The sequence below is a fragment of the Sulfitobacter sp. M05 genome, assembly GCF_029285175.1.
Lineage (GTDB): Bacteria > Pseudomonadota > Alphaproteobacteria > Rhodobacterales > Rhodobacteraceae > Sulfitobacter.
The window spans coordinates 877,609-897,692 of sequence record NZ_JABEDH010000001.1 but is presented as its reverse complement, the minus strand read 5'-3'; the positions used below and the strand labels follow the sequence as shown (position 1 = coordinate 897,692).

General features: G+C 57.1%; 19 protein-coding genes and 1 pseudogene. 6 read left to right on the top strand and 14 right to left on the bottom strand.

All coding sequences use genetic code 11. The annotated features are described in order from the left end of the window. Window positions 1–74 precede the first annotated feature (74 nt). Complete coding sequence (locus HKX44_RS04525) at window positions 75–968, bottom strand: LysR family transcriptional regulator (protein WP_276150102.1); 894 nt, start codon at window positions 966–968, stop codon at window positions 75–77. A 114-nt stretch (window positions 969–1,082) separates the two neighbouring features. On the opposite strand from HKX44_RS04525, the gene HKX44_RS04520 reads away from it, so the two are divergent. Beyond that, a complete protein-coding gene (locus tag HKX44_RS04520) occupies window positions 1,083–1,535 on the top strand; it encodes a cupin domain-containing protein (RefSeq protein WP_276150101.1) in 453 nt (150 codons plus the stop codon). Window positions 1,536–1,626: 91 nt separating this feature from the next. Here the strand turns inward: HKX44_RS04520 and HKX44_RS04515 are convergent, their stop codons facing one another. From HKX44_RS04515 to HKX44_RS04505, 3 genes are read right to left on the bottom strand one after another with little or no spacing between them, the layout of a single operon-like run. Beyond that, window positions 1,627–2,148, bottom strand: a complete 522-nt coding sequence (locus HKX44_RS04515; RefSeq protein ID WP_276150100.1) for a gamma carbonic anhydrase family protein — start codon at window positions 2,146–2,148, stop codon at window positions 1,627–1,629. Beyond that, complete coding sequence (gene gmk, locus HKX44_RS04510; RefSeq protein ID WP_276150099.1) at window positions 2,145–2,813, bottom strand: guanylate kinase; 669 nt, start codon at window positions 2,811–2,813, stop codon at window positions 2,145–2,147. Before gmk ends, HKX44_RS04515 begins: the two co-directional genes overlap by 4 nt. A gap of 3 nt (window positions 2,814–2,816) precedes the next feature. Continuing rightward, complete coding sequence (locus HKX44_RS04505; protein WP_276150098.1) at window positions 2,817–3,707, bottom strand: YicC/YloC family endoribonuclease; 891 nt, start codon at window positions 3,705–3,707, stop codon at window positions 2,817–2,819. 268 nt (window positions 3,708–3,975) lie between these two features. Here HKX44_RS04505 and HKX44_RS04500 point away from each other — a divergent pair, with 268 nt between their 5' ends. After that, window positions 3,976–4,704 carry a PAS domain-containing protein gene (locus HKX44_RS04500; protein WP_276153697.1) on the top strand — a complete coding sequence of 243 codons (729 nt, stop codon included), beginning with the start codon at window positions 3,976–3,978 and terminating at the stop codon, window positions 4,702–4,704. Window positions 4,705–4,713: 9 nt separating this feature from the next. Here the strand turns inward: HKX44_RS04500 and HKX44_RS04495 are convergent, their stop codons facing one another. The 5 genes from HKX44_RS04495 to trkA all read right to left on the bottom strand — a co-directional run bounded on the left by HKX44_RS04495 (window position 4,714) and on the right by trkA (window position 9,834). Beyond that, window positions 4,714–5,115, bottom strand: a complete 402-nt coding sequence (locus HKX44_RS04495) for a DUF2177 family protein (RefSeq protein WP_276150096.1) — start codon at window positions 5,113–5,115, stop codon at window positions 4,714–4,716. Between the two features lie 86 nt (window positions 5,116–5,201). After that, a complete protein-coding gene (gene hflX / locus HKX44_RS04490; protein WP_276150095.1) occupies window positions 5,202–6,500 on the bottom strand; it encodes a GTPase HflX in 1,299 nt (432 codons plus the stop codon). Further along, window positions 6,497–6,736, bottom strand: a complete 240-nt coding sequence (gene hfq / locus HKX44_RS04485) for an RNA chaperone Hfq (protein WP_007119530.1) — start codon at window positions 6,734–6,736, stop codon at window positions 6,497–6,499. Before hfq ends, hflX begins: the two co-directional genes overlap by 4 nt. 168 nt (window positions 6,737–6,904) lie before the next feature. Beyond that, window positions 6,905–8,425 carry a potassium transporter TrkG gene (locus tag HKX44_RS04480; protein ID WP_276150798.1) on the bottom strand — a complete coding sequence of 507 codons (1,521 nt, stop codon included), beginning with the start codon at window positions 8,423–8,425 and terminating at the stop codon, window positions 6,905–6,907. 32 nt (window positions 8,426–8,457) lie between these two features. Continuing rightward, entirely contained in the window at window positions 8,458–9,834 is a 1,377-nt protein-coding gene (gene trkA, locus HKX44_RS04475; protein WP_276150094.1) for a Trk system potassium transporter TrkA, read from the bottom strand. Between the two features lie 162 nt (window positions 9,835–9,996). Between trkA and HKX44_RS04470 the strand changes: the two genes are divergently transcribed. After that, entirely contained in the window at window positions 9,997–10,488 is a 492-nt protein-coding gene (locus HKX44_RS04470; protein WP_276150093.1) for a hypothetical protein, read from the top strand. Window positions 10,489–10,583: 95 nt separating this feature from the next. After that, window positions 10,584–11,591: a nuclear transport factor 2 family protein gene (locus HKX44_RS04465; protein WP_276150092.1), complete on the top strand. Its 1,008-nt coding sequence runs from the start codon at window positions 10,584–10,586 to the stop codon at window positions 11,589–11,591. Between the two features lie 109 nt (window positions 11,592–11,700). Here the strand turns inward: HKX44_RS04465 and HKX44_RS04460 are convergent, their stop codons facing one another. From HKX44_RS04460 to dusB, 5 genes are all read right to left on the bottom strand, one after another. Continuing rightward, entirely contained in the window at window positions 11,701–13,110 is a 1,410-nt protein-coding gene (locus tag HKX44_RS04460) for a sigma-54 dependent transcriptional regulator (RefSeq protein WP_276150091.1), read from the bottom strand. Further along, complete coding sequence (locus HKX44_RS04455) at window positions 13,103–15,373, bottom strand: PAS domain-containing sensor histidine kinase (protein ID WP_276150090.1); 2,271 nt, start codon at window positions 15,371–15,373, stop codon at window positions 13,103–13,105. Before HKX44_RS04455 ends, HKX44_RS04460 begins: the two co-directional genes overlap by 8 nt. A gap of 112 nt (window positions 15,374–15,485) precedes the next feature. Next, on the bottom strand, window positions 15,486–16,853 hold the full coding sequence (locus tag HKX44_RS04450; protein ID WP_276150089.1) for a response regulator: 1,368 nt from the start codon (window positions 16,851–16,853) through the stop codon (window positions 15,486–15,488). A 3-nt stretch (window positions 16,854–16,856) separates the two neighbouring features. Beyond that, the gene (locus tag HKX44_RS04445; protein ID WP_276150088.1) at window positions 16,857–17,942 is read right to left on the bottom strand and encodes an ATP-binding protein; all 1,086 of its coding nucleotides are present in this window, start codon (window positions 17,940–17,942) and stop codon (window positions 16,857–16,859) included. Continuing rightward, window positions 17,939–18,925, bottom strand: a complete 987-nt coding sequence (gene dusB, locus HKX44_RS04440) for a tRNA dihydrouridine synthase DusB (RefSeq protein ID WP_276150087.1) — start codon at window positions 18,923–18,925, stop codon at window positions 17,939–17,941. Before dusB ends, HKX44_RS04445 begins: the two co-directional genes overlap by 4 nt. A gap of 190 nt (window positions 18,926–19,115) precedes the next feature. On the opposite strand from dusB, the pseudogene ispF reads away from it, so the two are divergent. Next, window positions 19,116–19,595: pseudogene (gene ispF / locus HKX44_RS04435) on the top strand (2-C-methyl-D-erythritol 2,4-cyclodiphosphate synthase); the annotation flags it as partial. Beyond that, window positions 19,592–20,083 (top strand): phosphatidylglycerophosphatase A, encoded by a 492-nt coding sequence (locus HKX44_RS04430; RefSeq protein WP_276150086.1) that lies wholly within the window; start codon window positions 19,592–19,594, stop codon window positions 20,081–20,083. The pseudogene ispF and the gene HKX44_RS04430, both read left to right, overlap by 4 nt. Window position 20,084 lies beyond the last annotated feature (1 nt).

Here is a 20,084-nt window from a genome sequence, read left to right as displayed (position 1 = left end):
ACGGCTCTGAGCCCAGAGTGCTCAATGCTGCAGGGGCGACGAATGGCTGCTTCGAGGCATTTCTACCCATCGTCTTAGCCAGTTTCGGTATCCAAAAATTCCTCTTGTAGCCAGTTTTCAAACACCAAGACCACTGATCGTTTTGAACGTTTCGATCTCGGCCGCATGAGGTAATGCGCGCTTGGCGTTGGCACGTCTGCCCCAATAATCGAAACGCGCGCCGCCGTTGCATTTGCCATCTCAACCAGACGCTTGAGAACAACCGCATACCCGCCGCCATAAGCGACCAGTTCAATCGCGGCTGTTATTGTATCAACATAGAGTTCGTCTGCGCCCGTCGGCAAAGCCAGATCATGGGCCGCCAAATACCTTACCCAGTCCGCTTCCTGCCCCAAAATGCGTATGAACGGGCCGTTCAACAATTGTTTAGGATCAAGAGTCGTATTGCCTAGATGCACAGCCCCAATCGGGACCATCACATCATTAGACAAACGTTCAGACGCGGCATCCGTCCAATCGCCCCTGCCGACACGCAGTTCCACATCGACGTCGTCAAACCCTGTCGTGTCCGTCCAGATGTTAGACACGAGACGGATATCGATGTCAGGGTGGGCCAGCTTGAATTTGGGCAGCCGTGGAGCCAACCAAAGAGCGGAGGTAGAGATCGGCGCTTTGACGGTGATTGTCTCGTTACGGGTTGCCCCGAACAGGCTGGCGGTGGCAACGTCGATATCCGCCAAAGCCTGCCTGACTGTAGAAACATAAGCCTGCCCAATATCGCTCAAAGAGAGGTGCCGCGCCTTGCGATGAAACAGACGGCTTCCCAATTGCTCCTCCAATGTTCGAATATGAAGGCTCACGGCGGTTTGGGTTAGCCCTAACTCGGCTGCGGTCGCAGTGAAGTTCAAATGACGTGAGGCCGCTTCGAACGTGCGCAACCATGTGAGGTTGATCTGTTTTTCAAACACAATCTATCACCAAAATATTTTGCCTATAAATAACGTTTTTAGTCGCTTTTACTTTTCTTGCAAGTCGTAGAAAGCTCAACCCATAAAGTTACCCTTTGGCCAGGAAACCAGCCCATGCCTATGTCTCAGTTCGACACTTTCGCACTCGAACAAAACCCTGTTCCCAAGGCCGCAAATGACAATCCAATTGGCTTTGTTGCAGCGTTGGATGATCAGCCTATCGAAGGCGGATTTGATCCGGTCTTTGGCGATGTAACGTGGCAAACACTGATTTCTGGTGACAAGACGCAGTCGAACGGTTTGGTTTTGGGTGTCGCCACGTTCGCAGCAGGCGGCGTTTTGCACCTGCACCGCCACACACCACCTGAATTTTACTTTGGCCTAACAGGTTCTGGGACAGTCATGCTGGATGGGCAACCCGTCGAAATTGTACCCGGGTCGGCCATTTTTATACCAGCCAACGCGGAACACGGCGTGACTGCTGGCCCGACAGGATTGACCATGGCTTACGGGTTTGGCGAGGATGCTTTTTCGGAGATCGAGTACAGATTTTCAGCGGCTCAATAATCATTAGCGGGCATTCATAAGCTTTTGATCAAAGTCCGCTCCGTCCGCACAGCCGATCTTCACCCCTGCTAAATTTGCCCCTTGCTAAGGGCTAGATCTGTTTCAGTTCCTGCCGGAAACGAGCCGCATTCTGGGTATAGTGCTGCGCAGAGGCGGTCAGGCCTGCAATGGCTGCCGCGTCCAGCTGGCGAACAACCTTGCCCGGTGCGCCCATTACCAGCGATCCGTCGGGGATCACCTTGTTTTCAGTGATCAAAGCCCCGGCTCCGATCAGACAGTTTTTGCCGATCTTGGCACCGTTCAACACTGTGGCCCCCATCCCAATCAGGGAATTGTCGCCAATGGTACAACCATGCAGCATGACCTTGTGGCCGATGGTACAGTTTTCGCCAATGGTCAGCGGGCATCCGGGGTCAGTGTGAAACACACAGTTTTCCTGCACGTTGCTGCCTTTGCCAACATGGATCACCTCGTTGTCACCGCGCAGGGTCGATCCGAACCAGACCGACGATCCCGCCGCCAGCACGATATTGCCGATGACATTGGCATCGGGTGCAACCCATGCATCTGTGTCCACGGTTGGGGTGATGTCGGCCAAGGCGTAAAGGGTCATGCGTCTTCCTCGAATTCGGTTTGCAGTTTGCGCACGTGATCCAACAGGCGCGGTTGTTGTGATCTGCGAAACCGCTCGGCGGTGATGATGGTTTTTAACCGCGCCTCGGTTTCGATCAGGTCATCATTGATCAATACATAGTCGTAGCCGTCCCAATGGCTGATCTCGTCCCAGCTTGCGGACATGCGCAAGGCAATGGTCTCATCATTGTCCTGACCACGCGATATCAACCGCCGTTTCAGTTCCGGAATCGAAGGCGGCAGAATGAAGATCGATAACACATAATCCTCAAGACCGGAGTTGCTGATCTGTTGCGCCCCCTGCCAGTCGACATCGAACAGGACATCACAGCCGTTGTCGATCGCGCGTTGAACGGGGGCGCGCGGCGAACCGTAATAATTGCCAAACACACGGGCATGCTCCAGCATTTCACCCTGATTTACCGAAGTGCGAAAATCATCGTGGGTGGTGAAATAGTAATCCTTGCCATCGACTTCGCCCTCCCGCGGCGCGCGGGTGGTTGAGGAAACCGAGAACTGCAATGAGGCGTCCCAATCACGCAGTTTGCGCGCCAATGTGGATTTTCCCGCCCCTGACGGCGAGCTAAGGATGATCAGAAGGCCCCGCCGGTCAAGGTTGGGCCGTTCGGTTGTCGGGTTGCTCATCGCTTACTCCACATTCTGCACCTGTTCGCGCATCTGATCGACCACCGCTTTCAGCGCCAGCCCGATTGTTGTCAGTTCTTTCATCTGTGCTTTTGAACACAGGGTGTTGGCCTCGCGGTTAAATTCCTGTGTCAGGAAATCCAGCTTGCGCCCGACTGGCCCGCCTTCGGCCAGCAAGGCACGGGCCGCAACCACATGCGCCTTCAGACGGTCAATTTCCTCGGTGATATCGGTTTTGACCGCAACCAAGGCAAGCTCTTGTGCCACACGCGCGCTGTCGGCACCGTCACTATTGTCCAAAATACGGGCCAGCGTGCTGCGCAGATTGCTTGCCATTTCATCCTGACGGGTCGGAATAATGTCGGCAGCTTGGCCGGTCAGCCGCTCAATCTCGTCAAGCTGAGCCGCCAGAACCGTGGCAAGGGTAGCCCCTTCCTGTGCCCGCATTGCGGTGAAATCCGCCAGAACCGCATCGAAATCCGCCAGCAGTGTTTTGCAAAGGGCGACACCGTCATCCTGAAAACTTGCCTGTTCCAAAATGCCGCGCATGGTCACGATGTCGGTGGCTTTTGACGGGGCCAGCGAAATTCCGGCATCCATCGCGCGCTCTTCGATCTGGTTTAGGGCGTTCAGCACGGTGTCCAGCTGTGCCGCGTTAACGGCAAGCGTGCCACCAGCCTCCTCGCGGTTGAGCCGCAGGTTGCACGTGATGTTCCCGCGTGCGGTCGAAGCGGTCAGTTTCTTGCGCAACCCCGCCTCAAGGCCATCAACCCAGTCCGGCACGCGCAGGCGCAGGTCAAGGCCGCGTCCGTTCACCGCGCGGACCTCCCATGCCCAGCTGAAAGGCGCATCAGCACCGCTAGCAGAAGCAAAACCGGTCATCGAGTTGATCATGCGGGTCCTTTCCGGAGGCGTTTGCGCCCGTTCACATCTTGTTCAATCCCGCCCATGCAATAGGTCGAAACACCCCAAAGGAGCAAGCCTTTGGCGGACAAAGGATGTTAACCAAAAGTAAAGATACCGGACCAATTGGCTTAAATCATTGCTATTAAGGGTTCAGTAACAAAGCTGCATGGCAGCGTGGACAGAGACGCTTGCGGCCAAACGGTCGGAAATCGGGCCTGTATCCGCCGCTGCCCGCAAGAAGCGTGGATCAAGTTTCATGGACAACTCACCAGATAAGGCGCAGAATGTCATTGCAATGACAGGTTACCAGCCCGACACCGGATATGGCGCAATTGCGCAAATAGAAGCCTATTGGGAAGCCATCCGCGGCACCCGTCTGCTTCCCAAGCGGTCTGACATTGACCCGCGCGGAATTGATCAAGCCCTTGAAAACGCATTTATCCTTGAACGCATCGCCCCGGGAATTGCCCGATTACGCATCGCGGGCAGCCACCTTGGTGATTTGATGGGGATGGAAGTGAGAGGGATGCCGCTGACGGCGTTTTTCACGCCGGCCGCCCGTCCTGCGGTGACAGAACTGCTTGAAGTGGTGTTTCAAACACCGGCGATCAGCACCTTGCGGCTGGTCTCGCCCGGATCGGGGGCACGGCCGGCATTGAATGCGCGGATGGTCCTGTTGCCTTTGAAAAGCGATCTTGGTGATGTCAGCCGGGTTCTTGGTGGCTTTGTCAGCAAGGGCGACATGGGGACCGCGCCGCGCCGCTTTGATGTGGTGTCCAAAGAAGTAACGCATCTTTTGGCGGGACATGCGGCGCCATTGGCCCCAGCACCAACATTCCCCCACCCTGCCCCGACGGTGCCACAAACGCGCAAGCCGGTCGGTGTCGCAGAGGATCAGACCCCGTATATCGGAAAGTCCGGCAAAAAACGTCCGCCCTACCTGCGGCTGGTGAAATCCAGCGAAGATATCTCAGACGGGTCCTGAACCCAAGCGTCAGGCCAGCAGGCGGCTTATGTAAACGCCGCCCGTTGCTGATACCGCGGTCAGCGTGGCCCCCCAGGCCAGATCCGTTACCACCATTTCCCAAGTCCAGTCTCTCATCACGGCCAGATTGGTGAACTCGTAAGTGCCATAGCCCAAGGCCCCGATCAGTGCCCCGTTGCCCAGTACCCACAACAGGGTTTTTTCTTGTACCAGCGCCGGCCAGGAGACGAACCACAACAACACTGCAACGTAAAATGCGTAAAAGGCAAAGGCTGGCAGAATGCGAAAATCCTCTAGCAACAAGTCACTGATATGGCGATCAAAAACCGGCTTCACGAGGTTGGTCAGACCCAGATAGTCAAGGCCAAGGAATAATATGAAAGTGGTGATGTAGAGAATAACAAGGCTCATGACGCGGTCTCCAGTTTGGTTCGCCTACATCTGTGTCAGACTCAAGAAATTGCAAACTTTCCGCACCCCCCAGCATCACTTTACCGTCAAAGCCTCTGAAACTGTGCTTCCTGTTCGGCGGACCAGCGCACGGTAATGTCAAAGCCGTCATCGGTTTGCGTTTCCCGCAGCACAATATCTTGCGCAAACAGCCATGCGCGCTTTTTTCCCTCGGCAAAACTCAGCGTCACATCAGCCTCGCGCACGGCCCCTTGCAAGGTTTCGGCGACATGGGCTTGCAAAGGTTCCAACCCCTCGCCTGTGATGGCTGAAATCGCCAGCACCTGATCGTCACGCTCGGCCCGTGCCCGCATCGCGTCAGCGGCTTCAGCGGGCAGAAGGTCAATTTTGTTCCAGATTTCGAAAGATGGCGTGTCTTTTGATACCCCGAGCGCTGCCATAATCTCGCGCACGTCACGGGCCTGTTCCTCGGTTTCTGCGTGGCTGATGTCGCGCACATGCAAAATAATGTCAGCGGCCAGCACCTCTTCGAGGGTGGCACGAAACGCCGCAACCAATTCGGTCGGCAGGTCAGAGATGAAACCAACCGTGTCGGACAGAATAATCTCGGGCCCATCTGGCAGAACCAGACTGCGCATGGTTGGGTCAAGCGTGGCAAAGAGCATGTCCTTGGCCATCACATCCGCACCAGTCAAACGATTGAAAAGCGTTGATTTCCCTGCGTTTGTATAGCCAACAAGGGCAACGATCGGATAGGGTACCTTGGCCCGCGCCGCGCGGTGCAGCGCACGGGTTTTCACCACTTTCTCAAGTTGGCGGCGCAAGCGGACCAGCTGGTCGTCAATGGCACGCCGGTCAGCTTCGATCTGGGTTTCACCCGGCCCCCCAACAAAACCAAGCCCACCGCGCTGGCGTTCCAGGTGGGTCCAAGCGCGCACAAGACGGGTGCGTTGATAATTCAGCGCGGCCATTTCGACCTGCAAAACACCCTCGCGGGTGGCGGCGCGGTCGCTGAAGATTTCAAGGATCAGACCCGTGCGATCAAGTAGCTTTACACCCCAGGCTTTTTCCAAATTGCGTTGTTGAACCGGGCTGACATGGCCGTCGACCAAGACAAGCTGCACGTCATTTTCTGACAGAAGGTCATGAACTTCTTCAATCTTACCTTTGCCAAACAGTTTGCCCGCATCAACCTTGCGCAGAGGCACGATATCGGCACCGGCAACGTCAAGCGCGGGAAGCGCGCGCGCCAAAGATACCGCTTCGGCCAAAGCCGGTACAGGATCACGACGGTCGGGATTGCTACGGATGTCAGGATGCAGAACCCATGCGCGGGTTACGCTGGGACCATCGGTGTCATCAATTTGAAAGGCCGCTTTACTCAAGAAGCGTCTTCGCCCTCATACAAGCTGATCGGCTGGCTTGGCATGATTGTCGAGATGGCGTGTTTATACACCAGCTGTGACTGGCCATCGCGGCGCAGCAATACGCAAAAGTTGTCAAACCATGTGATGACACCTTGCAGCTTAACGCCGTTGATCAGGAAAATGGTGACCGGTACTTTGGTCTTGCGCACGTGGTTCAGGAACGCATCCTGAAGGTTCTGTCTATCAGACGCCATTATTTTTCTCGATTCATTTATTCTTGCCGGACCCCGCATCGGGCCCTCCCCATCTTTGACCAACTATGACCGTGGGGGACAGGAGTTTCCAGCCCAAATTTCCATGCAGTTTGCACTTTCGACGCGAACCAGTGTCAGCACTGCAACATAGGCGGGCCGGAACCGGTTTCAGGAGCGCCAGAGGTCTGGTGTCAGCAAGGCAATAATCGCCAGAGTTTCAAGGCGTCCCAGTATCATAGCACCACACAGGACCGCCTTGGCTGGTGCGGTCAGTTCGATGACCTTGATCGGCACGTCTGCGGCATATTGTGTCAGGGGGCCAGTGGTTGAAAGGCTGGCCACGGATAGAACCAAGGCCTGTTCGAAACTGCTGCCTGTCAAGGTCAGCAACAGCATGATGGCCGCCAGCGATATCGCGAAGAGCATAAAGAAAATCCAGGCGATGAAGGCACCGTTTGATTGCAACCGCCGTCCTGCGGCCCCTGCCCCGCTGACCGAATTGGGATGCACCAGACGTTCCATTTCACGCGTGCCGTTCACATAAAGCGCAAACACCCGCAGCAATTTGACCCCCCCGGCTGTGGTGGCGACGCCGCCGCCGGTCAGGGCAAGCCCCATCAGGACCAACCCCGGTGTGGTCAGGCCAGACCAGCTTTGCGCAGCCACCCAATGCTCTGACACAAACCCCGTGGTGGTCAAAAAGGACAATACCGTAAACACCGCCCCCCAAAGGGCATAGATCGCATCCGACAGGCTTTCCATCGCGGCCACATCAATCGCCCCTAGAAAGTGACGCAGGAAGATCAGTAAGGGCACGGCACCGACAATGAACAGTCCGATGCGAAACTCGGGATCGGTGCGCAGCCCGCCTTGCGTGGCGGTGATGGTGTCTTTGGAAAACGTCAGCCGCGACAAGGCAAACAGCATAAACAAAAAGATCACGGCCTCGCCGGTCACACCGATGTCGGCATTTTCGACTCCGCCCACCGGTGAAATCCCCGAGGTCGCCATGACCGACATTGCGTGACAAAGGGCGGTTAAGGGGCGATCCCCGCCACCCAGCAACAACAGCCACAACAGTAGTGTCAGCCCCGCATAAATCGGCAACAGCGCTTTCATCGCGCGGCCGACCTTTTGGCGTGGGTCAACCGGCATCATCCGGTTCAGCTCACCGGTGTCGCGCCGCCCCGGTTCGGCCTGCGCGGTGACCTCAAACCCGCCAAGGTGCAGCGGTGCAAGGATGGCTGAGGCCGCGACCCACATCAGCAAGCCCCCCAACCATCCCACCTGTGCCCGCCACAGGTGCAACGTATCGCTAAGCCGCGCGGGATCCTGAAACATTTTGGTGCCGGTGGTTGTCAGGGCGCTGACCATTTCAAAATAGGCATTCAGAAACCTTGTGGTCGGCAGGGTTTCAACAAAGGGAATTGCGAAATAGACCGGCAGAAAGACAAATGCGGAAAACAACGCCAGCAGTGGGCCAAGGGCGGATTGTTGACTGCGCCGCCCGTTCAGCACAACAGCCAGCATGGCAAACAGGATCAACCCCAACAGGCCGGCATAGAAAAACGCCCGCGCCGCGTCGTGGTCACGGATCACCAGCCCAAAGACCGCTGGCACCATCATGGACGCGGCACAAACGCCAAACAGCTGTAAGAACAGCGGCAGATGGGACAATTCGCGGCGCATATGGCTTTGACGGCTCACGGTGCGTTCCCTGTCTAGAAAAAGTCGATGGAGACTTGCAGCAACAGTTCGACCTGCGGCACATCCTCGGCCAGTGCAAAGACTGCAATCACGTCGCCCTCGTCGATCCGGGTCTTGCCCAGCGGGCGCACAACCTTGTCACCCTTGCGCAGCATCCCGATCAGCACGCCTTCGGGGAAATCAATTTCAGACAGGCGTTTGCCGGCGATGGGTGAGGTTGAGAGAACTTCGGCCTCAATCACCTCGGCCTCGGCGTCGCCAATGGAATAGACCGCGCGCACACGGCCATGGCGGATGTGGCGCAGGATTGAGGAAACAGTGGTCGCGCGCGGGTTGATATAGGCGTCAATCCCCAGCGGCGTCATCAAAGGCACCAGCGTGGGATCGTTGATCAAGGCAATCACATAGGGACACCCTTCCGCTTTGGCCCGCACACAGGTCAGCATGTTGGTTTTGTCGTCATCGGTAATCGCCAGCATCGCATCCGCGCGGGCAATTCCCGCCTCGGCCAGCAGGGCCGCGTCCAGCCCGTCGCCGTTAAGAACAATTGTCCGCTCCAGCCCCTCGGCGGCGCGTTCAGCACATTTGCGGTTCTTCTCGATCACCTTGGTGCGGATGCGGCGCGGATCATTCTCCAGTGCCTGGGCCACGGTAAGGCCAACGTTACCGCCACCGACCAGCACCACACGTTCCTGTTTGGTGGTCTTTTTGCCAAAAATCTCCATGGTGCGGGCGATGTCGTCGCGGTGGGTAAAGATATAGCAATCGTCGCCGACAAACAGTTGGTCTTTGGCCTCCGGGGCGAACAGTGTCCCGTCCCGCCGCACCCCAACAACCACCGCACGCAGGGTCGAAAACAGATCCGTCAACTGGCGCAACGGCGTATGGATGATGGGACAGTCTTCTTCGATTGTGATGCCCAACAGATGGGCCATCCCGTCCATGAACACCTCTGTGTCAAAGGATGCCGGTGCCGAAAGCCGTTGCAGTGCCGCGGCGGCAACTTCCTTCTCGGGGCTGATCACGACGTCAATTGGCATGTGGTCTCGCCGGTAGAGATCGGAATAAATCGCATCCAGATAAGACTGACTGCGCAGTCGCGCGATTTTACGGTTGATGCCAAAAACAGAATGCGCAACTTGACAGGTTACCATATTCACTTCGTCGGAATGGGTGGCCGCGATGATCATCTCGGCGTCCCGCGCTCCAGCCCGGTCCAGCACATCCGGATAGCTGGCAAACCCTGCAATCCCTTGAACATCAAGCGTATCCGTGGCCCGACGTACCAGATCGGCATTGCTGTCGACCACGGTGACGTCATTACGTTCGCCGCTAAGGTGACGGGCAATTTGCCAGCCGACCTGTCCTGCGCCACAAATAATTACCTTCATGCGCGGTCCCTTACGTTTTGTTTGGCACGCTGTTCACGGCGCTGTGGGGGTGGCCGGAGTGGGCCGTTTGCCCGTGAATTTCATTCTTTAGAGGGTATGGCGTCTGTCATGGCAAGGGTCAATTGCGTTGCCTCAAGGGTGAATCAGGGGCAATGTCACAGTATGAAACACTTAAGACCCAGACTGATCCGCGCCAGCTTGATTTACAGCATCACGCTGTTGGTGGCCTGCGCGCCGCTTGAAACCTATTACAAGCCCGGTGCCAGTGTCACGACGCTGAACCGTGATACCACCACCTGCGAGGTCAACGCCCTAAAGGATGTGCCTGTTTCGTTCCAGATCAGGCGTAACCCGCCAGTCTTTGTCCCCGGTAACCGCAGCTGTGATGCCGATGGGAACTGCACAGGTCATCATGGCTATTATATAGACGGCGGTGTCGAAAGTTATGATCCCAATGTCGCCCTGCGCAACCGTGTCGAAACCCAATGTATGGCTGACAAAGGCTATGCGCCGGTGTCGATCCCGCCCTGTCCCGATAGTATCGCCAGAGCAACCCCTGCCGCCGCGACCACCCGCTTGCCTGCTTTGACAAAGAAATCCTGTGTAATCCGTAACAAAAGCGGCAGCTTTCAGATCGTCAACAGAGCCCCCTAATGCCATCAAGCGGCTTGGTTTTGTGCGTTTTGCACTGGTGCACACGTGTGCAAGCGCCTAACATGATTCCTGTGATCCTGTAGAAAAGCACCAAAATGACTGACCTCATACAGACCGCCAAGACGATAACCCAAACCTATTTAAATGCCCTTGAAGGTGCCACTGCCGATACTGTTGGCGCTGTGTTGGAACAGCATATGGCCACTGATGCGGTTTGGCGGGGGGTGCATCCCTTCAACGAACAATCTGGACCACAAGGTGCTGCACGGGTGTTCTGGCAACCCTTTTTGTCCGCGTTTTCCGCCGTTCAGCGCCGCGAAGACATTTTTTTTGCTGCCGAAAACGGCATTAACGACCGCAGCAGCATCTGGACCTGTTCGATGGGGCATTTGATGGGCCTGTTTGATGCGCCGTTTATTAACATACCGCCAACACGAAAAATCGCCATGCTGCGCTATGCCGAATTCAACCGGATCAAAGATGGCCAGATTGTTGAAACGGCCCTGTTCTGTGACCTCTTGCACCTGATGACCCAAGCGGGCCTGCGCCGTTTTCCGCAACAGACAGCGGCACATCTGGTGCAACCGGGACCGCGCACCAACGACGGGCGGCTTCTTGGCCCGCAAGACCCTGAGGGAGGTGAGAAAACTCTTGCCCTGATCAACCGCATGATTGGCGCCATTGACGCAGCCAATGCCGATCCGCGTGCCCTGACCCCGCACGAGGAGTTACAGCGCGACTGGCATGAAGATATGATTTGGTGGGGGCCCGAAGGCATCGGTGCAGCCTATACGATCGAGCGCTATATCGAACAACATCAGGGGCCGTTTCGACGGGGTTTAAAGGATCGGGTTTTCAACGGACATCTTTGCCGCATGGCAGAGGGTAATTACGGAGCTTTCTTTGGGTGGCCCAATTTGACGCTGACAAATCACAACGGTTTCATGGGCTTACCGCCCTGTGATACGCCGGTTGATATGCGCGTTGTCGATGTTTACCGGCGGGCCGGCGACAAACTGGCCGAGAATTGGGTCTTCATTGACATGCTGTATTTCTTGAAGATGCAAGGCGTGGATGTGCTGGCGGAACTTGCGGCCAAATAAGCCGCAAGCAATCTGCCCAGATTTTCTGACGCGGATGGATGGCTGAACCGGCCGATAACGCGGACCGATATTGCCACCGTCCCGCAACGCTGGCCGGGCGCGCCCTGCCCTAGCCGGCATCAGCCTCTTCATCCACATGCGCCACCCGCACACCGGCTTTGGCGCTTGTCACAACCCCTAGGGATTTCAATTTCCGGTGCAGGGCCGATCTTTCCATCCCGACAAAATTGGCCGTCCGCGAGATATTACCGCCAAAACGGTTGATCTGCGTCAGCAGGTATTCGCGTTCAAATGCCTCGCGGGCTTCGCGCAGTGGCAGGGTAGCCAGAGCCGAGGACAGGACAACACGCCCCTCCTCTTCGCTGCTCTGCTCTTCGCCGGGCAATTCACGGGCTTCGATCGGGCCGGTGCCATCCCCCAAAATCAACACGCGTTCGACCAGATTTTTCAACTGGCGGACATTGCCGGGCCAGACCATCGTTTGCATCAAGGCAATGGCATCTTCGCTAAGCGATCGTTGCGGCAAACCCTGTGACTGATTGAATTCGCTGATGAAATGTTCGGCCAGCAAGGGAATATCTTCGCGGCGTTCTTCAAGTGAGGGCACTGCAATGGGTACCACGTTCAGTCGGTGATACAATTCCTGCCGGAAGGTATCAGCGGCAATCGCCTCCTCTAGATTACGGTTGGTTGAGGAGATCACCCGCAAATCGACGCGCACTTTGTCACTGCCGCCAACCCGAGTGAACTGTTGGTCGACCAGCACCCGCAGAATCTTGGACTGCGTGCCCAGCGGCATGTCCGCCACCTCGTCAAAGAACACAATGCCGCCATGGGCCTTTTCCAACAAACCCGGTTCGATGCCGCGTTCCGCCGTTTCCCGACCGAACAGCATTTCTTCCATGTTTTCGGGTTCGACACCTGCGCAGTTCACAGTGACAAACGGCGCATCCGCACGGCCGGAATTGGCATGAATATAGCGCGCAGCAACTTCCTTGCCCGCGCCTGCCGGACCGGTCAGCATCACCCGTCCATTCGATTTCGTGACCTTGTCCAGCTGGCCGACCAGCGCCCGGAAGGCAGCCGACTGCCCCATCATTTCCGAGCTTGTGGTCTCGCGCTGTTTGAGGCTCTGGTTTTCGCGGCGCAGACGAGAGGTTTCCATCGCACGGCGGATCACCACCATCAACTGGTCAATGTTGAACGGTTTCTCAATAAAATCATAGGCTCCCTGCCGGATTGCAGCGACGGCGATTTCGATATTGCCATGCCCCGAGATGATCACAACCGGCACATCCGGATTGTCCCGTTTGACGGTTTTCAGAATGTCGATCCCATCCATCCGGCTGTCCTTGAGCCAAATATCAAGGATCATTAACGCGGGTGGTTCGGTGTTAATTGCAGCCATCGCATCATCTGCATTTCCGGCCAGACGGGTGGCAAAGCCTTCATCTTCCAGAATATCGGAAATCAACTCGCGAATATCGCGCTCATCATCGACGATCAGAATATCACTCATCTACTATCTCCACTCGCTGTGCCTTTTCGGAGGCGTTATTTTCTTCTTTGGGCAACGGTGCCACGGGCAATGTAATCACCGCCATCGCACCAAAATGGGTCTGGCCGTCAAAGACCGGCGCATTGTCGAGGGTCAGCGTACCGCCGTGTTCCTCAATGATTTTTTTGACGATCGGCAGGCCAAGGCCGGTGCCCTCGCTGCGGGTTGTTACATAGGGTTCGAACAGCCGCGCACGATCCTCGGGAAGGCCGATGCCATTGTCGGCAATGGTCAGTTTTGCGCTGGTATCGTTCCGGCGCAGAGTGACAAATATTTGCGGTATCAGCTCATCAGGTGGATTATTTTTCTGCAATGTTTCAATGGCTTCGCCGGCGTTCTTAATTAAGTTTGTTAAGGCTTGAGATATCATCGTGGCATCGATGTCAGCCAGGATCACGCCGCCGCCAAGATCGGCTTTGATCGCAACGTCGGGCTGGCCTGATTGTTGCAGGAACACCGCATCACGCACCAGTCTGGTCAAGTCATGCGAAGAGGTTTCCGGCTCTGGCATCCGCGCAAATTTCGAGAACTCGTCAACGATCCGGCGCAGATCCCCGGTCTGGCGGATGATCACACCTGTCATCTGTTCAAGGCTGTCACTGTCGATGCCCAGTTTTGGCGCAAACTTGCGTTTGATCCGTTCCGCAGACAGTTGGATCGGGGTCAAAGGGTTTTTGATTTCATGGGCGATGCGGCGCGCCACATCGCCCCAAGCGGCCATCCGTTGGGCGCTGACCAGATCGGTAACATCGTCAAAAGCAACCACATACCCTTCGAGTCGCCCGTCATCGGTGCGCCGCGTTGACATCCGCACCAACAGGTTCTCCATGGCCCCTTGCCGTGACACCTTGATCTCGTCTTGGGCTGCGTCACCGGATTTGTTCGAAATGGTCTCAAACAAGGGGCCGAATTCGGGGACGGCAACACTTAGCGCGACGGATTGCTGATCTTCGGACCAGTCCAGCAGGCGCATGGCCGACCGGTTCACGAAGGTCACACGCCCTTCCGGGTCAAGCCCGACAACACCGGAGGTCACCGAGCTGAGAACCGAATCAAACAGCCGACGGCGGCGTTCGATCTGGCGGGTATTATCCAACAGGGTTTCGCGCTGGCCTTGCAATTGCTTGGTCATCTGGTTGAAATAACGGCTCAGCATCGCAATCTCGTCGTCGCCGTCTTCTTCACGAACCTGCACATTCAGATTGCCTGCCCCAACCTGTTGCGCAGCACCGGTCAGCCGCCCCACTGGACCTGACAGGCGTTCTGCAAACCACAGACCCAGCCAAACGGCAGCAAGGATCAGGATCACCGCAAAACCGAGGTAAAGCAGGCCGAATTCAAACAACAGTCGGCCCCGGTCTGCCTCCAGCTGCTGATAGAGCCGTACGGTTTCCGTGGTTTCGTCCAGCAGGGACAGGATTTTCCCGTCCACATCCCGACTGACGTATAAGTAGCGGTCCACAAAGGATTTCATTGGGACCAGCGCACGGAATTCGTTGTTGGGCCAGTCTTCAATGACCAACAGCCCTTCATTGCTGGCATTCGCCAGTTGGTCGGCATCGGGTTTTTCGAAATCAAACAAATAGGAACGGTCGCCGCGCGCGCGAATTTCCGCGGTGCCATCAATCAGATAGGCCTCACGCAGGCCGCGTTGGATCTGACGCTGGCTTTCGCCCAGAATCTGGCTGTCGCTTAGACCAACCCCTTGGTTGCGCGCGTTATCAATCGTGCGGGCAAGAGCGCGGGCATCAGCGATCAAATCCTGGCGCTGTTCGGCCTCATAGGCCTGCGCCGCCGCCAGCGATGAACCAACCACACCGCGTACACGGTCCGAAAACCACCCTTCAAGACCTACATTCACCGTCAGCCCGGCAAATACCGCAACTGTCACTGTCGGAATCAAGGCCATCAGGGCAAACACGCCGGTCAGACGCAAGTGCAGGCGCGAGCCGGCAGATTTCGCCCGCCGTGCCGCAATCAAACGGGCGACTTGCGACAACACAAGTGCGGCGATTAACAGGACATAAACCAGATCGGTCAACAGCACCAAACGCAGTGACAGGGTATTGGCACCCTGCCCCAAAGGACCCATCACGAGATAGGTTGCCAAGGCCAGAACCGGCCCCAAGACCACAAGACCAAGCGTGGACAAGTTGCGCACACGTTTGATACGCCGCAAACGGCCCAGACGGTCGAGATTAAACTTATGTGACCGGGTTGCCACCCGCTCTCCTCGTCGATGAAGTGGTACCCGCACGCACCAACCGCCATATTTTGTGGTCCTGACCCATCTCAGCGCTTGGCTGATACCGGATGGCCACGGTTATGTGGCGGTTTTACATCATCTTTCGCCCCTTTGTCACCTCTATATCCAGATCGGTGATCTTTTTGCGCAGGGTATTTCGGTTAATTCCCAGCAAATCGGCACATTTAGCCTGATTTCCTGAGGTCGCAGAAAGGGCAACTTCGATCAGGGGAGCCTCGATTTCGCGTAGAATCCGCGCATAAAGTCCAGGTGGTGGCAACATTGCCCCGTGTTGGTCGAAGTAGCGGCGCAGATGACGTTCCACACTGGCACCCAACCGTTCGGTATTGACCTGCGCATAGACCGGCTCGGTTGTCGGTTGCGCGCCCAAAATCTGGCGCGCCTCTTCAAGAGAAATTTCAGGTGCATGGCTGGTCAGTGCCAGTTGCCGCATCGCATGTTCCAGTTGGCGCACATTGCCGGGCCACGAGTAATTCGCAAAGACCTTGCTGGCCCCTTCCGACAAAACCCGGCCTGAGGTGTCGGCTGTCTCGGCGCGGCTTAGGAAATGCGCCGCCAGAAGATCAATATCTTCGACGCGATCCCGCAGGGCTGGCACATGAACGGTTGCCCCCGACAAACGATAATACAGGTCGCGGCGCAGTTTGCCTTGCTTCATGGCTTCGGCCAGATCGGATTGGCTGGTGGCCAGAAACCGCGGATTGAACTCTCCGGGTTCATCCATCATCCGCGCGATGCGGGCCTGGGCTTCCAATGGAATATCGGCAATTTCATCAATCAGCAATGTGCCGCCCCGCACCCGCGCCAAGACCCGCGCCGGCCCTTCGATGTCTTGCAAATCCGCCGCGGTGACCGTCACAAACGGCAAGGTCCGCCGGTCAGAGAAATCATGGATCACCTTGCCGATCAGTGACTTCCCAGAGCCGCTTTCGCCCCAGATCAGCACCGGCAAATCGGTGTTCATCACCCGTGCCACCAACCGGTAAAGCGCCTGCATGACCATGGTGCGCCCGACCAATGGCAGGTCGTCCCGGTCCCCCTCGGCGGGGGGCTCGACGGTGCGGCGGGTGCTGCCCTTGCGATCAAGTGCGCGCGCCGTGCGTTTCATCAAATCCGGCAGGTCGAAAGGTTTGGGCAGGTAATCAAAGGCCTCGGCCTCTGCGGCCTTAATTGCGGTCATAATGGTGTTCTGGGCGGAAATCACGATTACTGGCAGGTCGGGGCGGTCCTCTGATATTTTCGGCAACATCTCAAGCCCATTGCCGTCGGGCATTGCCACGTCGGTGATCACCGCATCGCCGCGCCCTTCGCCGACCCAGCGCATTAAGGTGGTCAGACTTGAGGTCGCATGCACCTTGCAGCCAGCCCGTGTCAGTGCCTGGGTCAGAACCGTGCGGATTGTGCGGTCGTCATCCGCGACCAGAACCGTGCCATCCATGTATCAGCTCTCCTCTGTAGGTGTGAAATCCGCGGCATGTGCGCGGGGAAGTGACATGCGAAAAACCGTGCGGCCCGGCACGCTGTCCACCGAAATCCAGCCGCCGTGTTCCGAGACAATTTTTGACACCAGTGCAAGGCCCAGTCCGGTGCCGTTTTCGCGCCCCGATACAAATGGATCAAAGATGTCGCCCTTAATATGTTCCGGCAATCCGGGGCCGTCGTCGATCACTTCGACCTGCAAAGGCAGCAAATGCCCGGCCCCATCCGCCCGGCGCATCCGGAAAGAGTGTTCATAATAGCTGTGAAGCCGGATCGTCCCGCCCTCCGGCCCTGCTGCTTCGGCCGCGTTTTTCAACAGGTTCAACACCACCTGCACCAGCTGGTCCTTGTCACCTAATGCGGCCGGCAACGACGGGTCGTAATCTTCGACGATCTTCATCTGTGACCCGAACCCCAGCAGCGCGGAACGCCGCGCACGGTCCAACACGTCATGTAGGTTCACCGGTTTTCGCACCGGCGCGGTCAGATTGCCGAATTGTTCGACCTGCCCCAGCAATTTCACGATCCGACGCGATTCCGCGACAATAAGATCGGTTAGCTCAAGCTCGTCTGCATCAAGGTTCATCGACAACAACTGTGCCGCACCGGTGATGCCCGCCAGCGGGTTCTTGATCTCATGCGCCAGCATTTCGGCCATGCCGATGGCGGATTTCGCAGCTGATTTTACGGAATGGTTCTGTGTCATCCGACCAGGAAGTTCGCGCGGGGAAATCATCATCAACATATGGCGGGGTTGGCCCTGTACCGGTGCCACCTGAAGCGCGGATTTTTGCGGTGCGCGCTGACCGCTGCCTACATCCACGTCATTGACAAACAAGGCCGTGCTGCCATCGCGGGCGCGCTCAAAGGCGTCTTCCAGCGGATAATCCACCGCGACCAGATCCCAGACCGGCACACCGATCACCGCTTTGGCGGAGGCGTTGAAAAACCCCTCGGCGGCAGGGTTGATGTCTGCGATCAGGTCATCAGGGGTGATCAACACTGCAGGGACCGGCAAGGAGGCCCAGATTTGGACATCCATGGTCATGTGGCCACCTGTTCAGGCGTGTAAAACATCGCCTGTTTGATCAACTTGTCCACATCGCCCGGTTCTGTGCAGGTCAACAGGGCGCGACGCAGATCAGCCGGTGTTGCGCAGGTGTCCATATACCAGCCCAGGTGTTTGCGCGCGACACGCGGGCCAAGTTTGCCACCGTAAAACCGTTGAATCGCGTCGTAATGCTGTTGCACCATATCGCCAAAATCGGCTCCCTGCGGGATCACCGGTGCTGGGGTGCCATAGAGTTGATGGGCCACTTCGGCCAACAGCCAGGGTTTGCCCTGAAAACCGCGCCCGATCATCACACCATCCGCACCTGAGTGAGCAAGCGCTGTCCGCGCCGCAGAGGTCGAGGTAATATCACCATTGGCGATGACAGGGATCTGGACCGCTTCCTTGACCCGCGCAATTGCCCGCCAGTTTGCGTGCCCTTTGTAGAACTGACAGCGGGTGCGGCCATGGATCGTGATCATGCAGATTCCTGCCGCCTCGGCGCGTTTGGCAATGATGGGCGCGTTCAGCATTTCATCATCCCAGCCCAGGCGGGTTTTCAGGGTGACCGGCACGTCCACCGCATTCACCACTGCCTCGATCAGGCGCAGAGCATGGTCAGGCGTTTTCATCAGGGCCGATCCCGACAGGCCCTGCGTAACCTTTTTAGCAGGACAGCCCATGTTGATATCAATGATACGTGCGCCCTGATCCGCAATCATCCGCGCGGCTTGCGCCATCGGCGCGGCCTCACGCCCTGCGATCTGCACAGAGGTGCCCTCGATCCCGATGCCAAGTTCGGCTTTCTCGCGGGTGCCGGGACTTTTGCCCAGCAACTCATGGCTTGCAATCATTTCAGAAACCACCAGACCCGCACCAAAACCTGCCACCAGCGCGCGTGTCGGCAGATCGGTGATTCCGGCCATCGGGGCCAGCATTACAGGAGGTGTCAGGCCAAGAGGCAGAGCCAATGCGCTCACATGCTTAATCCTTGTGCAGTTGGGTCGGGTTTAGCCATATCGAGGAGAACCCACAATAATTACGGGGGGTATTAACCACAGCAAAGATTACATTGCACAAAAAATAGACAATACGCCGCGGCGATTGCGCGTGCCAGCGGGTTTGCATAGACAGAGGCAGATAACAGCGCAGTCAGATCAGGGAACGCTCATGGATATCCGCACCGGCAACGGGTTCGACGTGCATGCATTTGATGCGGGGGATCATGTGACCCTCTGCGGTGTCAAGATCGCGCATGACCAAGGGCTTAAAGGCCATTCGGACGCAGATGTCGGAATGCATGCTCTCACCGACGCAATTTATGGCGGATTGGCGCGCGGCGACATCGGTCAACATTTTCCGCCCTCCGATCCACAATGGAAAGGTGCCGAAAGCCACATGTTTCTCCGTCACGCTGTCGGGATGGCCCACGAAATGGGATTCACCATTACCCATCTGGATTGCACATTGATTTGTGAACATCCGAAGATCGGACCACATGCCGTAGCGATGCGGGAAGCATTGGCCGCGATTACCGGCTTGGACATGGACCGGGTGTCGGTCAAGGCAACAACCTCGGAGCGGCTGGGGTTCACAGGGCGCGGCGAAGGCATTGCCGCTTTGGCGACCGCAACATTGGTGAAGACATGAAGCTTGCACAGTTCATTGGCACCGTCATGGGTGTGGGGCATATCCGGCCAGCACCGGGCACTTGGGGGTCACTTGTCGCGCTGCCATGGGCATGGTTGCTGCATGTGATCGGCGGGCTGCCCCTGCTGGCGTTGGCGATTGTCGTGGGGTTCTTCAAAGGCTGGTGGGCGACGGCGCGGATGACCGCAGGTCAAGATGATCACGACCCTTCAGAGATCGTCGTAGACGAGGTGGTCGGCCAGTGGATCGCGCTTTTGCCACTGAGCTATGCGGCGTGGTCTATGGAAATTTCCATTCTTGCCATGTGGCCCGGTTGGATTGCCGCCTTTGCTTTGTTCCGGCTGTTTGACATCACCAAATTGGGGCCGGTCGGCTGGGCTGACCGGATGAACACGCCGCTGGGCGTCATGCTGGATGATGTCATTGCGGGCATCTTTGCAGCGCTTGGTGTACTGGTATTGGCCGCCCTCTATCACGGGATGCTGTAAC

Bases quoted from the DNA above. Each gene is read 5' to 3' on its own strand.
- HKX44_RS04520 (WP_276150101.1), top strand. From the start codon at position 1,083: ATGCCTATGTCTCAGTTCGACACTTTCGCACTCGAACAAAACCCTGTT.
- HKX44_RS04515 (WP_276150100.1), bottom strand. From the start codon at position 2,148: ATGACCCTTTACGCCTTGGCCGACATCACCCCAACCGTGGACACAGAT.
- gmk (WP_276150099.1), bottom strand. From the start codon at position 2,813: ATGAGCAACCCGACAACCGAACGGCCCAACCTTGACCGGCGGGGCCTT.
- HKX44_RS04505 (WP_276150098.1), bottom strand. From the start codon at position 3,707: ATGATCAACTCGATGACCGGTTTTGCTTCTGCTAGCGGTGCTGATGCG.
- HKX44_RS04500 (WP_276153697.1), top strand. From the start codon at position 3,976: ATGGACAACTCACCAGATAAGGCGCAGAATGTCATTGCAATGACAGGT.
- HKX44_RS04495 (WP_276150096.1), bottom strand. From the start codon at position 5,115: ATGAGCCTTGTTATTCTCTACATCACCACTTTCATATTATTCCTTGGC.
- hfq (WP_007119530.1), bottom strand. From the start codon at position 6,736: ATGGCGTCTGATAGACAGAACCTTCAGGATGCGTTCCTGAACCACGTG.
- HKX44_RS04480 (WP_276150798.1), bottom strand. From the start codon at position 8,425: ATGCGCCGCGAATTGTCCCATCTGCCGCTGTTCTTACAGCTGTTTGGC.
- trkA (WP_276150094.1), bottom strand. From the start codon at position 9,834: ATGAAGGTAATTATTTGTGGCGCAGGACAGGTCGGCTGGCAAATTGCC.
- HKX44_RS04470 (WP_276150093.1), top strand. From the start codon at position 9,997: ATGAAACACTTAAGACCCAGACTGATCCGCGCCAGCTTGATTTACAGC.
- HKX44_RS04465 (WP_276150092.1), top strand. From the start codon at position 10,584: ATGACTGACCTCATACAGACCGCCAAGACGATAACCCAAACCTATTTA.
- HKX44_RS04460 (WP_276150091.1), bottom strand. From the start codon at position 13,110: ATGAGTGATATTCTGATCGTCGATGATGAGCGCGATATTCGCGAGTTG.
- HKX44_RS04450 (WP_276150089.1), bottom strand. From the start codon at position 16,853: ATGGATGGCACGGTTCTGGTCGCGGATGACGACCGCACAATCCGCACG.
- HKX44_RS04445 (WP_276150088.1), bottom strand. From the start codon at position 17,942: ATGACCATGGATGTCCAAATCTGGGCCTCCTTGCCGGTCCCTGCAGTG.
- HKX44_RS04430 (WP_276150086.1), top strand. From the start codon at position 19,592: ATGAAGCTTGCACAGTTCATTGGCACCGTCATGGGTGTGGGGCATATC.